This is a genomic window from Proteus sp. G2675, from assembly GCF_963886535.1.
Lineage (GTDB): Bacteria > Pseudomonadota > Gammaproteobacteria > Enterobacterales > Enterobacteriaceae > Proteus > Proteus mirabilis.
Genome location: NZ_CAWPCB010000036.1, coordinates 60,488 through 75,458, shown reverse-complemented (window position 1 = coordinate 75,458; position 14,971 = coordinate 60,488). Strand labels below are relative to the sequence as shown.

Here is a 14,971-nt window from a genome sequence, read left to right as displayed (position 1 = left end):
ATGGGCGGTAGATCACCGTTGGCAGTATATTAGATTATATTCCATATTAAGGTGTCCTGTTTGATTAAAGCAGATCATGAAAAAGTGCCCACCTTAATTTAGGACGGGTCAGCTACACAAAAAAACCGTAACAGGGGGCTTTTGTAAACCAGCAAAAGTGCCTACTCCAATTGTAATGACAATGACATTACACTCCTGTATGCTTAGCAATAAAAGTAATCAATTGGGAGGTTAATATGCCAACTCAAAATGATGTGAGCGTAACACGTTCATCACTGAACCTGAGAATAAAGCCGGAAGATAAAATTCTGATCGACCGTGCCGCTAATGCAGTGGGGAAAAACCGTACCGAGTTTGTTCTGGAAGCTGCTCGACGTGCAGCTGAAGAAACGCTGGCAGATCTGCGAGTCATTAACGTCAGTCCCGAAGTTTACCAGGAATTTATTAGCCAGCTTGATTCAGCGCCTGAGAGCAATGAGGCACTACGAAAAACAATGATGTCTAAATCCCCTTGGGAGAAATGACATTGAAGCTAACAGCACCTGAACCACTCAAATCAGTCCATCTGCTGGAGGGTTTTTCCTCCGGAGAAGAGGCTTTAGATCTCTGGCTAAAAAACCGGGCAATGAGTAATCAAAACTCTGGTGCGTCGCGCACTTTTGTGACCACTTCGGATAACCAGGTAATGGGGTATTATGCCTTGTCCACAGGGGTCATAAGCACCAATCAAGCCGTTGGTCGATTCCGCCGTAATATGCCCACCGACATACCCGTCATTCTACTTGGCAGGCTGGCGGTTGATACAAGGGCTAAAGGTCTTGGGATCGGAAGAGGACTTGTTAAGGATGCCTGTCATCGCGTTATTCAGGCATCAGGGCTGGTGGGCATTAGAGGGGTGGTGGTTCACGCCCTTACTGACGATGCAAAACGGTTCTATGAGCATATTGGCTTCTTGCCTTCGCCGCTCGACCCGATGATGCTGATGATAACGCTTAGCGATCTGCAACTCGCTATGGGCATTTCCCCGAACTGACCAAGCCCGAAATTTCGGGCTTTATTTCGTCACCCGCCTAACCACTCGGATAATGAAAGCATCTTTTCACAACCGAGACACCACAGTCCTAAGTAACACCTTATCCAAAGACATTAACCACTGAGGATCTGGATATACTGAAAAAATGATCGTTAACTGTTTATCAAGGCGCTAAAAACTATTTTTTTAAGTAAAGCGTTAATTGCGTTCCCGGTTTTAACATCTTGATATCAGCATTCCAGCTCATTAATTGCTTAAGATTAATATTGTGACGACGAGCAATACTGTAATAAGAGTCACCTTGACGAACTTTATAGTAACTTGGTGAAGCGCCGGTTGGTTTGCTTGTTGGACGATTGTTCACACTACCTGCATTATGAATTTTTAATGTTTGCCCAACTAATAAGGTACTCTTTGCACTTAATCCATTGAGTCGTTGTAGCTCTTTTACACTCATATTATAACGTCGAGCAATGGCATAAAAAGAATCACCGGAGCGGACTTTATAAATGCCTTCTTGTTTAATCGACTGATTGGCTTTAGCGACCGCTAAACGGATGGTCTTTAAAATCGCTTCGTCAGCAAACGCATTTTGGAACTGCGCAAGTTTATTACGAGGAAGTAAAATAACATGAGGGCCATTTGGTGCGGTGATCCCGCGCTTATAGCCAGGGTTATAGTCTTTTACGGTTGTAATAGGTAATTGGCTAAGTTCAGCGACTTTGCTTAATGTTATCTGTTCGCCAATATCAATTGCGGCTAATGATTTATCGCGATAGTTACTTTTCGGGAAGGTGATATCGGCTTCATTGTCACGGATAACTTTACTTAAGGCGAGAATTTTAGGCACATAATTCATGGTCTCTTTGGGTAATGAAAGTGACCAGTAATCGGTAGGTAGGTTTTTGCTCTCATTAGCTTTTATCGCTTGCATAACACGACCTTCGCCCGCATTGTAAGCGGCTAATGCTAAAGGCCAGTTGCTATCAAACATAATGTAAAGGCGCTCAAGCAAATCTAAGGCTGCATTAGTAGAAGCGACAACATCACGGCGACCGTCATACCATTGATTTTGTGCTAGACCATAATAATTAGCTGTGACAGGGACAAATTGCCATAAGCCCGCCGCTTTAGCTGAAGAGGTGACATGAGGATTAAACGCACTTTCCACCACCGGAACCAGTGCAAGCTCCATCGGTAGATTACGTTTTTCTATTTCCTCAATAATCCAATACATATAAGGCTCTGCACGTAATGCAACGGTTTGTATATGTTTTGGATTATTTAAAAAATAAGTTTCTTGCTGCGAAATCCTTTCATTGTCAGGGATATCCATTTTTAATTCACTTACTACATAACCCCACAAATTGGTTTTTATATCATATTGTGGTTGGTAAGAAGTTGAAGTCCCTAAAGATGTGGGTGTTATCGCAGACAAATCGGGTTTTATGCTCTTAGATTGCTGGCAACCCGCCAATAGCAATATAGAGAACAAAATCACTTTTGTCTTCATGTTCGAAAATTAGTCCTGTGTGTTTTTTGCCCTAAATAATACTAGTGTTCCCAAATAAAACAACCGATAGGAACTAAAAGTTGTCTTTTAATTCTCTTAATTTTGTAAATGTCTTTATTGGAGCATAAGTATTAGAAGTTATACCTAAAATTCTTTGTAAATCAATATCGTCAGATTTTAGAAAAAGATTAATATTCTTTTCATTTTTCAGTGTTATCGGCACTGTTGGTTGCAAATGATGGCGCATTTCAGTAACTTTGTTTAAATAATCGGTAATATCAGGATTTTTTGGCATAATATGGTGCGCAAAGGTCAAGTTAGCTAATGTATACTCATGGGCACAACAAATTAAGGTGTTATCAGGTAATGCCATTAACTTTTGTAATGAGCTAAACATTTGTTGTGCACTACCTTCAAATAAACGTCCGCAACCGCCGGAAAATAGCGTGTCACCGCAAAATAAATAAGGTTCGCTATAGTAGGCGACATGACCTAATGTATGGCCTGGTGTTCCGATGACTAAAAAAGAAAAAGAATCAACAATAATGTGTTCTTGATCATGAATAATTTTATTAGCGCCTTTAGTTTGTGTTTCTTGTGGACCAAAAACCTCAATGTTAGGATATTTACTAACCAACCCAGCAACACCACCGACATGATCTTCGTGGTGATGAGTTAACAAAATAGCGACAGGTGTTAATGAACGTTGTGAGATGATGTCTATAACCGGTTTGGCTTGGGAAGGATCGACAATCACACATTCACTATTTTCATTACTTAATAGCCAAATGTAGTTATCGGATAAAGCGGGAATTCTGATAAGCTCCATAAAGTTACCTTACTTATAAATATAAAAGGGTTAAACGATGAAAGCAGCGCGTTCGGGAAAACCAATTTGTATGCCAAGCTCTTGGCGTAATATTCCTTGGGGAGAATATTACCGTATGGCAATTGAATTGCGATTACAAAATTGGTGGCCGAAAATATACGGTTTTCATATGCTTAAATTAGGTCAACTTAGTGCTGAACTCGATACTAAATCCAGTATGGTCTCACATCAAGTTAACGTGACTACAACGACGACAAACACAGATGTTATGGCGTCTCTCAATTATCTGCCATTTGAAAATAAATCGGTTGATGTCTGTCTTATGGCTCATGTTTTAGATTACAGTGCAGATCCTCATTGGTTATTAAGAGAAGCCGATCGTGTATTAGTGGATGACGGTTGGATCATCCTATCAAGTTTTAATCCTATCAGCCTATTAGGTATAGGAAAATGTACGCCTATTTTACGGCATAAACAGCCCTATTATTGTCGGATGTTTTCACTTCGTCGCCAAGTTGATTGGCTAAGTGTGCTTAATTATGAAGTGATAACACAACAGAACTTCCAGATTATGCCATTTTCCCGTCCCGTAAAACGTGATGGTAAGCGCTATCATGTCGGGGGATGTTTAAATTTAATATTAGCACGTAAAAGAACGCTTCCTTTAACACCCACCGCGATGAAGTTTGCATTACCGCGTATGAGTGTAAAAGGCAGAGTTTTAGGCGCTACACGTAATCGACCTGATTAATATCACTATCTGCCGTTATTACTCTCAGGTTTTATCTTGTTGACTTTCTAGATAGCCAGTATCTTCTTTTGTGGGAGATTGCGCGGCCGCTTTGGCCAGTTCATCACAACGTTCATTTTCGTCATGGCCTGCATGACCTTTAACCCAATGCCATTCAATTTCATGACGCTCAATGGCTTTATCAAGACGCTTCCATAAATCAACATTCAGCACAGGGCTTTTATCTGCTTTACGCCATTGGCGTTTTTTCCAACTATGTATCCACTTGGTAATTCCCTGTCTGACATACTGGCTATCCGTAGTCAGTGTAATTTTACAAGGGAATTTTAACGCTTCTAATGCTACGATAGCAGCAAGGAGTTCCATGCGGTTATTGGTGGTCATAAAAAAACCTTCACTAAGGGTTTTTTCATGCTGTTGGTAGCGTAAAATTGCACCATAACCACCAGGACCTGGGTTGCCTAAACATGAACCATCGGTGAATATTTCTACCTGCTTGTGCATAAAGGCGACTTATCCTTTTTAAGTAATACGAAAAATTAACCCTAAGTCTGACATAAAAACGGATTATGAGCACTCCAATCACACGACAAATTGTACTAGATACCGAAACAACCGGTATGAACAAACTGGGCGTTCACTATGAAGGCCATAATATCATTGAAATTGGTGCCGTTGAGGTTATCAATCGTCGCTTAACTGGGCGAAATTTCCATGTTTATATAAAACCAGAAAGATTGGTTGATCCTGAAGCTTTTGAAGTTCACGGGATCAGTGACGAATTTTTAGAGGATTGTCCTTCATTTGCAGAAATAGCAGATGAGTTTTTAGCGTATATTCGTGGTGCAGAATTAATTATCCATAACGCCTCGTTTGATATCGGCTTTATGGATTATGAGTTTCAGAAGCTTAACCGTGATATTCCTCTCACAGAAACTTTTTGCCAAATAACCGATAGCCTTGCTATGGCAAGGGAGTTATTTCCTGGCAAACGCAATAATCTAGATGCGTTATGTGACAGATATTTAATTGATAACTCCAAACGAACACTGCACGGCGCATTATTAGATGCCGAGATCCTCGCTGATGTTTACTTAGCTATGACCGGTGGGCAAACCGCATTAGCTTTTTCAATGGAAGGTGAACCGAGCGAAGAGCAAAAAGGGGATGATATACAACGTATTGTACGACCAGTGCGTGGATTAAGAGTAATAAAAGCCTCTGCAGAAGAGTTAGTTGCGCACGAAGCTCGGTTAGATTTAGTGGTGAAAAAAGGAGGCCACTGTTTATGGCGTCCAGCTCCTGCTTCGAATGATGAAACTGCATAAAGGTAAAGTGATATAAATAGAGTGTTGAGATTAAAAACTATCCAAACGCATCTTTTTGTTAGAAAAATAGTTGACGACAAGGTAAGAGATTCGTAATATTCATCTCGTCCGAAAGGATACGTGGAGCGGTAGTTCAGTTGGTTAGAATACCTGCCTGTCACGCAGGGGGTCGCGGGTTCGAGTCCCGTCCGTTCCGCCAGAATATGACGCCATGCTATTGATTAGCATGGCGTTTTTTTTTAGGTTATGATGGAATACCATTATTGGCTTACTTAGATTTGGATATTTCGTATTGATAATCTCACCATTTTTATGGTCATCCTAATATATTTGGGGGTCAAAAATAATAGTAACCGTTCCACGGTAAGTATCAGGTCTTGTTAAAAGCATTTTATCGACATCATGTTGCGCTACCAGAAAATCAATATTCCCCTTACGATTACTTCCAATATCTTTTGTTAAAAACGTATTATTTACTATATCCTTATGGATTGGCATTAGCGCACGTGTAACCGTGCTATTGGTTTTCTGATTAATAATATTATTTGGTAAGCTCAAATACGCTTTTACTGGAACCAGTTGACCATTATTGTCACTTTTTATGGCACAATTTTCACCGTGAACATATTGGCATTGTATATAAGTCGTAAATGCACCTGTTGAAGACAGTAAAAAATCACTTCGAGCAGTAAGCTGAGGTGTAATTTTCGTTATCATCCAACGTTCCCAGTTTTGCTTTCCTTGCTCTTCGGTACAAATTTTACCTGCGCTACAAGGTTGCAATGATAACGCACGACTTTCAGGCGTTGTAGTGACGATTAAATCATGATTAACAGAAAGAATAAGATTGATATCAACAACGCTGTCACTGGCTTGGTAATTATCGCCAAAATCAAAGTCGCCTCCTGGTCCTACAGTAAATGATAATTTCCCTTTATAGGTTCCTGATCCTACGGTTAATAAGTTATCTTTAGCCACTAATGAATAACCCATGCTCATGTCATAAAATCGGTGAGGTTCGGTTCTGTTTATGGTACTTATTTTATAACAGGGTGAAGTGTTGTTTGATGTTTTCCAAATAAATTGGATCCAGCTTCCTGAGCCTGACCCTCCTCCCCATGAAGGAGTATAAAAAGTACAGCCCCCTCCCCGAGGTGCGCTAAAATCTTTGCCTTCATCCCAACTAGATGAACTGCTATTTGTTGTAAGTTGTGAAGAATAACTAGTAACCCTAAATATAACGTCAAATGTTTCACCAGTATTCTGATTTCTTACTGTAAGTATTCTAGGGGTTTTAGGAAAATTAAAGTAAGCACCTTCACGAGGTTTATTTTTAGCAACAATAGGATATGAAATTGTTGTTGTTAACGGCAAATAAACACTGACATCATTAGCATCGCAATATTTTGGCCATCGAGAACAATATCCGCTTCTGGGGGTTGTATTTGTAAAAATACCATCACTATTACTGTTATTTATTGCGGGGGTGAATTTTGCGGTTAAATTAATCGTTGCACTATTAACAACCGCACTCATTGCGAGCATAACAGTGCCAAGAATGTAATGATAATAGCGCATTACATATCTCCTATTGGTGAACAATGAATAACTGGGAAAAACTGTACGTCTTTTCCTGGTGATAGGACATCAGGTAATTGACACGATAACGCCGGTGATTGACTATTGCCTAAGACCGTTAATTTTTGGTTATTAATACCTGAATCTAATGTCAAAACGCCTTCTGCATTAATAATCCCACTGCTGATATCACTAGTAACCTGACGATGCTTTAATATTTGACCAAAGTTATCTTGTAGCATTGCCACCAGCACTGTTGTTTTGACGGCTTTTAATTTTAAATATTTCACACTACCCCGGTTCATATTTATCGATTCATACTCAGGAAAAACTTTGCCGTTATTTGTACCCATGCTGTAAAAATGAATAGGCTCATTTTTCCAGATATCAGTAGGAATGATATTTCGTCCCTGAAATAATTTTGTTTCTTTGATACTGTCTGAGGCGACAATTTGCATATCGGGATCATCTGACTCTAAGTCAACGATAAATGCCGATTCCATCCCTAAACTGCGTTCGCCACTACTCACCGCAAAATTTCCTTCACCCAACACCAGTGTTTGACTTATGTTGATCCCCGTTGTTGTGCTTTTGTCTTGCACGTAATGCTGGACATATGCATCACCACTAAGTGTTCGACTTTCCAAGGCGCCGTTACCGCTAATGAGTGTATTTTCACTACTTTGTGATATTCCTGCACCTAACCAACGAACAGCCCCTTCATCTTGGGGTTGCCATTGGTAATTTAGGCTAGAATAACTATTGCTATCGTTAATACCTGCATCTACTGATAAAGTATGTTTTGCACTCGGCATTACTGACAGGCTGACGCCTAGTGCCACACCCTGTTCCCGATTTTTTTGATTAAACCCGGGGCGGTCATACGCACTTAACCGAAAATTAACATCTCGATTAGCCAAAATCGCTTTTGTTGTCAATGCGGTATCAATCTCAACTCCTTCTCTTGATGGGGTTTTCATATATTGTCCATTCAATGTCAGTGAGCTAGACCAAGGTAATTGGGTGAATAGTGAAGCTCCCCAAGTATTTCCTACTTGTTGAGACGACTCTGTTAAACGATAATTTTGATTGGAAGTTCGACGCCAAAATACATTCATTGAATTCCCCGGTGAAAGTGTTCGGTAATAGCGTAAATCCACGCCTGAATTTTTTCGGGTATCTTCATTAGTCAGGGTGTATTGAGCAAAAAAACTATCATCAGAAGATAATGTTATATTTGATCTTGCACTGAGTTGATAGTTATCAGCCGATATCAAGAGGCTACTTCCTAAAATGACACGGGGGGTGAATAAGTAATCTATGGCTCCGCCACCAATAAATGCGCTATCATTTTCAGTTGTATTCTTACTACTAAGAACTAAATCCTTTTTTTGTCCTCCCCATAAATTCAAACGCCATTTTTGATTAGGGTTTTGCCACCCTAGCGGTTTGTATACTTGAGCCGTTTGAGTATCCACAACTTTACCATTTTCAAGGGTATTAATTGTTATGTTATAAATACCACTAGGTAAACGCCGTGTGTCAATGGCTTGCATGCCAGGTTGCAGTTGTTGTGAATAGATGAGCCGATTATCTAGCCATACTTCTGCGATCCCTTGATTGGCGGCCGTGATATAAATAGGGGAGGCACTGACACTTTCGTTATTTATCAATAATGCATTTGATGTTCCCCACATCACTCCGGCGACAGAGCCTGTATTAAATCCGTTGGTTTCGACATTTCCTTTATCCGTATCTGGAGAAAAAATGCCCAAGCGGATAAAGCTACCGGCTAATTCTTTTTGGGTGTATAGCGCATAAATATTGGTTTCTTGTGATTGGTTGGCCTGACTAGAGCCATAGGACTGTAGTGATATATTTTGCGTCCAGCCGAAAAGAGATGAAATTACGGATGAACTAAAATTCCAGGTCTTTGCTGAATGCACTGAAACGGCTGACAAATTATTGTGCATAATGACACCATTTGGCAAAGCGCTAGGCAAATAGATATAATCACTTTTTACTTGTTCAGTTTCATAGTGCGAAGTAAATAATTTTAATGAAGAATTATCTAGTCGATATTCAGCAGAGACGAGTCCTGCGGGGCAGGAAGCATCACAAGCACCTAATGAGATGCCTTTTTGTAAAATCTCAGCCCATTCATTTTTAACTTGCGGTTTAATATCAGGTTCTTCATCTAAAATTCTCAAGAGATTAATTTGTCCATTTTCATGAAGTGAAAAGACAGCTTCAAAAAGGGGAGAATCATTAAGATACACTTGAGAAACAATTTCTGAGTTATAAAAATATTGCTTAAATTCACTCGGTATTTTTATTGTATTATTTGCCAGGAATACACTTGATCCTAAGGCGATTTCTGGTATTAACATTAATGCAAATAATACTTTCATATCACATATACTCACTAAATCACTGTATACTTATGTAACAAAAGCGTTCCGATGCTTAATAAGCACAAAAATATTCTTATCAGAACGAAATGTGGTTAGCCTAGGTAACAAGAAGGAAGGCTCTAAAGAGCCCCCTTAGTTGAATAATTTATTAGCTTTCAGGCTCAACTGGAGTCTCAACTACAGGCTCAAAAACCATGGCTACTTGGCCTGTAAAAGAGCCTGTTACTGTTAGAGGGGTATCAGTTTGTTGTGTAATACGAAGGTTGGTACGACCGCCTGTTTTGGCATCATCAGCATTAACTACAGTGCTAGGCGTTTTACTGAGTGTTACGCCGTTAAAAATGACGGCTAATGGAATGGTATCATTACCATTTGATAAGATTGCGGTACCCTTTGAGTCAGTATTTGTTAAAGTTGCTTGAATACCCCCAGAGGTGTTTTTATATTGAAATTGCTTGGTGAAATCTTGTAATTTACGGGTGCCTAAATCGAAAGCCATTTCTTGTGTTTGGTTTATCCAACCACTCTCAACAGGGATAACCTGAAAAGATTCTGTAGGAATAGTTGCCGTTAAATCGATAGCATAGCGTTGTTCATCTGCTGCGTGAGCTACCATTGAACCTAAGGCGCCACAAGATAGAAATATAATGGATAATGATCTTTTTAACATTTAGAAATACCTCATATATTATGATTGATAAAAATTAAAACAAATAAACTCTATTTATTTGCGATTACTGAAATTTAAATTAGTTGTTTAGATTAATATTAATAATTAAACGTGTTAGATTTATCACCTTCGATTAATACAAAGTCAATTTTATTATTTATTTTTTTTTGTAGAACAAATTCTCTTCCTGGTAAGATAATTTCTCGCGCTTTATTCTCACAGTGTGACTTTATATTTTCACAATAACGGATATTATCCAATATAATGGTGGCGTTTCCTTTATTTTTTATTGAAATTTGTTTATTTGTGTCATCAATAACGGTATTAAATAAGGGATTTTTAGCTTGCATCACAACCACACTGCCGTAGCCAGTTAACACATTAACTCCCACATCCAATGCGTTTTTTTTGTATTGTGTTATTTCATCTTTGCTCATTCCAAAACCATCATTTTCTTCAGGAAGAACGGGAGTAAAACGAATTCTAAAATAACGTTCTTTTTCTCTATCCCCTGGCCATAGTATGCGGACTGACTGAAAACTTGATGGTGGAATAATTAATCTCAATGGGGAGACAATCAGCCGTTCTTGCGTTAATGAACCTTCTTTAATTTCTTTTTGTGCTGATTCACGCTGATTCATTTTTGGATCAGCATCAATTTCCAATATCTCAACACGAACAAACGCAGTAGATGTTCCTGTGTTATATACGCGCTTGGTGAGGCTTTGGGTTTCTGGTGTAAAAACATCATACATACTACCAATGCCAATAGAAGGTGAAGCATAGACTGATGTTGTTATACTTATTAATGATAATACAGAATAAATTAAAATAAAGTTAAGACGTTTAAGCATATATAATCCAATCTTTATGTAATTAAATAATAATTCAAAATAATATAAATAGTAAATTTAAATCATATTAAGACTTAAATTAATTCCAGTAAAATAGATTGATGTTAAATGCAGTCTAGTTTATTAGTGTTAATTCAGTATTGAATTGTTGTTGACGCTGGTATTCAGTTAAAATTTCACCGGGATCTTCATAAAATACCTCAGCAACTAAATCAAATATTGTCTTATCCAATTCATTTAATAAATATAAAATAATTTCGATTGTAAAATTTGTTTGTCCTCGTTCTAATCGAGAAATATGTTGTTGGGAAAGATTTAATTTTTTTCCTAGGCTTTTCCCTGAGATACCTAGTAGTGTCCTATGTCTTCGAATAAATGAACCAACACGAACATTTATGTTTACTGTATTATATTTCATTAACACCTTTCACCTGTTTTTTTTGAAATAAAATAAAGGGTATACCTAAATTATTAGGGTAAGCATCTGGGTTGTTGGAAGGAAAGGGTAGGGTAAATTAGCCAGCAGTGGAAATAGTTTAAAACGATCTGTTTTGTCTTTTTTGATAGCTTTTAACTATCATTGTGTGTTTTATCGATCGTTTATATCAATATTTTTTTGCCTTTTAATATTTTACTTTATGATTTTAAAATAGTTTTTTATAGCATATAAAGATACGCAAAGAAATTATAACTCTAGTTATTATATTATAATTGAAATATTAATTCATATGATGCAATGGTATGTGACACATTACTCATTTTAGTTGTTTTTTGGGCTAGTCATTAGCTATAGGATCATCATGGGTAATTGAGCTTTAGTGATGAATAAAGTATCTGTTGAAATGTTTAAGTTTTATTTGCTATTAAATAAGAGCAATTCATATCAACTGGTAGCTTTATTTTACCTATTACATCTTGCTATTGAGAATAGTAACTATTATCGTTATAGTTTTAATTCGCATTAGCTTGCTATAATATCGCTTATACCTAGCGTGGGGTAACTAACAGGCTAACATTCAATGAGCGAAAATAGAGCGTCTAAACAACACTCAAGTAAAACAACAAAAGCAAGGGTAGTGAAGGAATATCAGCGACAGATACTTCGTCGTTTCTTTTACTTAATGATATTAGGGGGCGTGTTATGTAGCGTTTTGATCCTTGATTTTACTTTAGGGCCTTCAGGATTATCGCTGACTGAACTGTGGAATACACTAATATCGCCAGAAACTGCCGATGCTGGCACTCGGGTTATTGTGTGGGATATCAGGCTACCTTACTCCCTTATGGCGGTTGTCGTTGGAATGTCACTCGGGTTAGCGGGTGCTGAAATGCAAACTATACTCAATAACCCGCTGGCAAGTCCCTTTACGCTTGGCGTCTCTTCTGCCGCTGCTTTTGGTGCTGCTTTAGCGATTGTTTTAGGGATTGGTATTCCGGGGGTTCCTGCTCAGTGGTTTATTTCAGTTAATGCGTTTATTTTCGCATTACTGGCAACGTTGTTACTGGACTTTATCTCACGTTGGATGCGAGTTTCTACCTCTGGAATTATTCTCTTTGGCATAGCGTTAGTGTTTACTTTTAATGCTGCTGTTTCCATTATGCAATTTATCGCTAACGAAGATACGCTTCAGGGATTAGTGTTCTGGACAATGGGTAGCCTTAATCGGGCATCGTGGGATAAGTTATACATTTTATTGGTTGTATTAGTGATTATCTTCCCCTTGTCATTGATGAATGCTTGGAAACTGACGGCACTTCGTCTAGGGGAAGATCGTGCGATGAGCTTTGGGATCAACGTCAGACGCTTACGCCTAACAACATTACTTCGTATTAGCATCATTTCTGCCTTGGCGGTGGCATTTGTTGGCCCAATAGGTTTTATTGGATTAGTCGCACCTCATATTGCTCGGATGACGGTTGGCGAAGATCATCGTTTTTATTTGCCCGCAAGTGCCCTTATTGGTGCATTGGTATTATCGATAGCTTCTTTAGTCTCCAAAAACCTTTTATCTGGTGTGATTATTCCGGTGGGAATTGTGACTTCTCTTGTGGGTATCCCTTTCTTTGTTAGTATCATTTTGCGTCATCGCGGGAGAATATAATGAATACGGGATTGAATGCTGGGTTGCGTATTGAAAAGCTTTCTACGGGATATGCGAAGCGAGAAATAATTAAAGAATTAACGGTCTCACTGCTTCCACGAGGGAAAATTACGGTTCTTTTGGGGCCTAATGGCAGTGGTAAATCGACGTTGTTAAGGGCGCTTGCTGGCCTTAATAGCGCACAAGGAAAGCTTTTTCTTGGTGATGATGAATTACTCTCCCTCTCTTTTTCTAAACGAGCAGAGCAGGTAGTTTATTTGCCACAAACTCTACCTGCGGGTGTTCATTTGAGTGTCTTGGAGTCAATTCTGGTTGCAAGACGAGCTTTAGGTGAACATCGTTCTCATTCAGCGAATGGTGAAGTTATAGATCTATTAGAACAACTGGGAATTTCACATTTAGCTATGCGATATCTTGACGAATTATCCGGTGGGCAAAAACAATTGGTGGGGCTTGCTCAATCACTAATTCGACGACCAAGTTTATTATTGCTAGATGAACCACTTAGCGCACTCGATCTTAATTATCAGTTTCATGTGATGGAATTAATCGCGAGAGAAACCAAGAAACGTAATATGATTACTGTGGTTGTTGTTCACGATATTAATATTGCATTACGCCATGGAGAGCATGTATTAATGCTTAAAAATGGGGAGTTAGTTGCCAATGGTTTACCAACTGAGGTGATCACACCAGAAATACTCGCCGATGTTTATCGCGTTAGCGCCCGTATTGAACGATGCTCTAGAGGCCATCCCCAGGTATTAATTGATGGGAGGATAAATGATATATAGCATTTTTAAACCACTCAAATAATTGTATTTGATATGATGACTATACTTATTTGGGTGGTCTTTGATAGATTCAATTTGGTTTATATTTACCATTGATAATACGGGTGGCTTGTTTTATTAAAGGTAAATCAATCATCTCCCCATTAATCTGAAAAGCATAACTGGCTGTTGATTGCTTAACCACTTCTTGCGCCCATTTAATTTTTTCCTCAGTAGGTTTAAATGCCTTATTAACAGTATCTATTTGATCCGGATGAATACAGAGTTTAGCGCCAAATCCAAGAGCGCGAGCATGGTTGGCGTCCATTAATAATGTATTAGGTGTGCAAAATTCAGGGGTGACACAGTCAATAGGGGAGATAAGGTTGGCAATGCGTGAAGCGATAACGATTCGGCTTCTTGCGTATAGCAACGCTTCTGCTGTTTGTTGGCAATCAATATCTAGTGAGTAATCTAATGAGCCGAATGCTAATCTCGTTACACCACTATTGGCAATCTCTTCACAATGGTGCACTCCACGCGCTGTTTCTATAATGCCTATAAAGGGTCGCTTTGATATAGCCAGATGAAGTTTTGATTTTATATAGGAAAGTATTTCCGCATCTTCCAGTTTTGGGATCATTACTCCTGTCATTAGCGTTTCATTTAATGAATTTAATAGATCAACATCGTTTTTAAATTCTTTCTCTTTAGGATGATTTATTCTGATATATATACTGGTGTTAACGATGGTGTTATTTATTGTCGTTAGCCAATTTTGAATATTGTCACGTCCGAGCGGTTTTTCATCAGGATGAACTGCATCTTCAAGATCAAGAATGATCGCATTTGCACCATAAGTTAACGCTTTGGAAATCATAACTTTTTTATTAGCAGGGACAAACAGATAGCTAATCTCTTCGTTCATATTTACCTACCTTAGTAATAAATATAATGTATCTTCCATAAAAACGAATAATTATGAGAATGAGATTGATTATTATTTACATCATCATTTTCTGATGGTAGCTTACTCATCAACCTTTTTCAAGACGCTCGAAAAAGTAAAAAAAGGTTAAGTAACCCCCCAAGATAGATAAATTTAAATTAATTGTTTAAGCCTTAT

The 14,971-nt window shown here is 38.4% G+C and carries 15 protein-coding genes and 1 tRNA gene; 7 read left to right on the top strand and 9 right to left on the bottom strand.

What is annotated here, in order from left to right; all coding sequences use genetic code 11:
• Positions 1-236 precede the first annotated feature (236 nt).
• Positions 237-524 (top strand): type II toxin-antitoxin system TacA family antitoxin, encoded by a 288-nt coding sequence (locus AACQ49_RS11380; RefSeq protein WP_036894282.1) that lies wholly within the window; start codon positions 237-239, stop codon positions 522-524.
• Between the two features lie 2 nt (positions 525-526).
• Positions 527-1,033: a GNAT family N-acetyltransferase gene (locus AACQ49_RS11375; RefSeq protein WP_376788001.1), complete on the top strand. Its 507-nt coding sequence runs from the start codon at positions 527-529 to the stop codon at positions 1,031-1,033.
• Between the two features lie 178 nt (positions 1,034-1,211).
• Here AACQ49_RS11375 and mltD read toward each other — a convergent pair whose 3' ends face one another.
• Together mltD and gloB are read right to left on the bottom strand one after the other, a co-directional pair.
• Positions 1,212-2,546, bottom strand: coding sequence for a murein transglycosylase D (mltD, locus tag AACQ49_RS11370; RefSeq protein ID WP_108717101.1), 1,335 nt, complete (start codon positions 2,544-2,546; stop codon positions 1,212-1,214).
• Positions 2,547-2,619: 73 nt separating this feature from the next.
• The gene (gene gloB / locus AACQ49_RS11365; RefSeq protein ID WP_004252479.1) at positions 2,620-3,375 is read right to left on the bottom strand and encodes a hydroxyacylglutathione hydrolase; all 756 of its coding nucleotides are present in this window, start codon (positions 3,373-3,375) and stop codon (positions 2,620-2,622) included.
• A 37-nt stretch (positions 3,376-3,412) separates the two neighbouring features.
• Here gloB and AACQ49_RS11360 point away from each other — a divergent pair, with 37 nt between their 5' ends.
• The gene (locus AACQ49_RS11360; protein ID WP_004244976.1) at positions 3,413-4,126 is read left to right on the top strand and encodes a class I SAM-dependent methyltransferase; all 714 of its coding nucleotides are present in this window, start codon (positions 3,413-3,415) and stop codon (positions 4,124-4,126) included.
• A 24-nt stretch (positions 4,127-4,150) separates the two neighbouring features.
• Here the strand turns inward: AACQ49_RS11360 and rnhA are convergent, their stop codons facing one another.
• Entirely contained in the window at positions 4,151-4,630 is a 480-nt protein-coding gene (gene rnhA, locus AACQ49_RS11355) for a ribonuclease HI (protein WP_004244975.1), read from the bottom strand.
• Between the two features lie 65 nt (positions 4,631-4,695).
• On the opposite strand from rnhA, the gene dnaQ reads away from it, so the two are divergent.
• Complete coding sequence (gene dnaQ, locus AACQ49_RS11350; RefSeq protein WP_004247299.1) at positions 4,696-5,454, top strand: DNA polymerase III subunit epsilon; 759 nt, start codon at positions 4,696-4,698, stop codon at positions 5,452-5,454.
• A gap of 122 nt (positions 5,455-5,576) precedes the next feature.
• A tRNA-Asp gene (locus tag AACQ49_RS11345) sits at positions 5,577-5,653 on the top strand.
• Positions 5,654-5,775: 122 nt separating this feature from the next.
• Here AACQ49_RS11345 and AACQ49_RS11340 read toward each other — a convergent pair.
• The 5 genes from AACQ49_RS11340 to AACQ49_RS11320 form a co-directional block, all read right to left on the bottom strand.
• On the bottom strand, positions 5,776-7,032 hold the full coding sequence (locus AACQ49_RS11340) for a hypothetical protein (protein ID WP_004247300.1): 1,257 nt from the start codon (positions 7,030-7,032) through the stop codon (positions 5,776-5,778).
• Complete coding sequence (locus AACQ49_RS11335; RefSeq protein WP_004244972.1) at positions 7,032-9,443, bottom strand: TcfC E-set like domain-containing protein; 2,412 nt, start codon at positions 9,441-9,443, stop codon at positions 7,032-7,034. Before AACQ49_RS11335 ends, AACQ49_RS11340 begins: the two co-directional genes overlap by 1 nt.
• 151 nt (positions 9,444-9,594) lie before the next feature.
• Positions 9,595-10,116 carry a CS1 type fimbrial major subunit gene (locus tag AACQ49_RS11330; RefSeq protein ID WP_004247302.1) on the bottom strand — a complete coding sequence of 174 codons (522 nt, stop codon included), beginning with the start codon at positions 10,114-10,116 and terminating at the stop codon, positions 9,595-9,597.
• Between the two features lie 98 nt (positions 10,117-10,214).
• Positions 10,215-10,970 (bottom strand): hypothetical protein, encoded by a 756-nt coding sequence (locus tag AACQ49_RS11325; protein WP_004247303.1) that lies wholly within the window; start codon positions 10,968-10,970, stop codon positions 10,215-10,217.
• 115 nt (positions 10,971-11,085) lie between these two features.
• Positions 11,086-11,388 carry a helix-turn-helix domain-containing protein gene (locus AACQ49_RS11320; RefSeq protein WP_004244968.1) on the bottom strand — a complete coding sequence of 101 codons (303 nt, stop codon included), beginning with the start codon at positions 11,386-11,388 and terminating at the stop codon, positions 11,086-11,088.
• Between the two features lie 703 nt (positions 11,389-12,091).
• On the opposite strand from AACQ49_RS11320, the gene AACQ49_RS11315 reads away from it, so the two are divergent.
• A complete protein-coding gene (locus AACQ49_RS11315) occupies positions 12,092-13,072 on the top strand; it encodes a FecCD family ABC transporter permease (protein WP_231099027.1) in 981 nt (326 codons plus the stop codon).
• The gene (locus AACQ49_RS11310; protein WP_129623356.1) at positions 13,072-13,866 is read left to right on the top strand and encodes an ABC transporter ATP-binding protein; all 795 of its coding nucleotides are present in this window, start codon (positions 13,072-13,074) and stop codon (positions 13,864-13,866) included. Before AACQ49_RS11315 ends, AACQ49_RS11310 begins: the two co-directional genes overlap by 1 nt.
• Before the next feature lie 70 nt (positions 13,867-13,936).
• Here AACQ49_RS11310 and AACQ49_RS11305 read toward each other — a convergent pair whose 3' ends face one another.
• Positions 13,937-14,773 carry an HpcH/HpaI aldolase/citrate lyase family protein gene (locus AACQ49_RS11305; protein WP_088206796.1) on the bottom strand — a complete coding sequence of 279 codons (837 nt, stop codon included), beginning with the start codon at positions 14,771-14,773 and terminating at the stop codon, positions 13,937-13,939.
• Positions 14,774-14,971 lie beyond the last annotated feature (198 nt).